The sequence below is a fragment of the Cryobacterium sp. 10I5 genome, from assembly GCF_035019865.1.
Classification (GTDB): domain Bacteria; phylum Actinomycetota; class Actinomycetes; order Actinomycetales; family Microbacteriaceae; genus Cryobacterium; species Cryobacterium breve_A.
The window spans coordinates 1-587 of sequence record NZ_JASJVI010000213.1 but is presented as its reverse complement, the minus strand read 5'-3'; the positions used below and the strand labels follow the sequence as shown (position 1 = coordinate 587).

The following is a 587-nucleotide window of genomic DNA, read 5'->3' as shown; positions in this document are numbered from 1 at the left end:
AGTTCCGGCGTCACCCCGCCCTTCACCGGGTACAGGCCGTTCTTCAATTGTCCGAAGCCGATGTTGGACTTCGCCTCAAAGAGGTCTTCCTGGGGCAGGACCCCGTCGGGGTCGAGGATGGCTTGCCATTGGAGCACCATGCCGCGGACCAGGTCCGCAGCCGCGGGCACCCCGGCCCTGGCGAGGATCTCGGTCTCCGGGGTGATCCACCCGGCCGCCGTGGCGACCAGTGCCCGCTCGGCGACCTCGACCTCGGCCGGAACGGCCCGGTGACTGACCGACCCGAGCCCCGTCGTGATCAGCTCGGCCGCCTCCACCCCGATGTCCCCCGCGGTCAGCGCGGCCCCGACGACCGGGAACAACGGCGGCAACACCGCCAGGCCCGCCCGGCGGGGCAACACCGCGTCCCCGAGTTTCGTGCGCCGCTTCACCTCCCGGGCCGACACCCGCGTCACCCGCGTCAGCACGTCCCAGGGTCCCCGGCAGCCCATCCGCCAGGCCAGGCCTTCGCGGCCGAGCACCCGGGCCCGCCGGTCGACGTCGGTTGCGGTGGTCACCCGGGCCGCATCCACCGTCCGCCCGATCGC

Annotated in this window: 1 protein-coding gene; it reads right to left on the bottom strand. The window is 73.4% G+C overall.

Going from position 1 to position 587, the window contains the following annotated elements:
• Positions 1–557, bottom strand: a 557-nt coding sequence (locus QN350_RS19755; protein ID WP_323517220.1) for a DUF222 domain-containing protein, incomplete at its 3' end; no start/stop codon positions are given.
• Between the last annotated feature and the right edge of the window lie 30 nt (positions 558–587).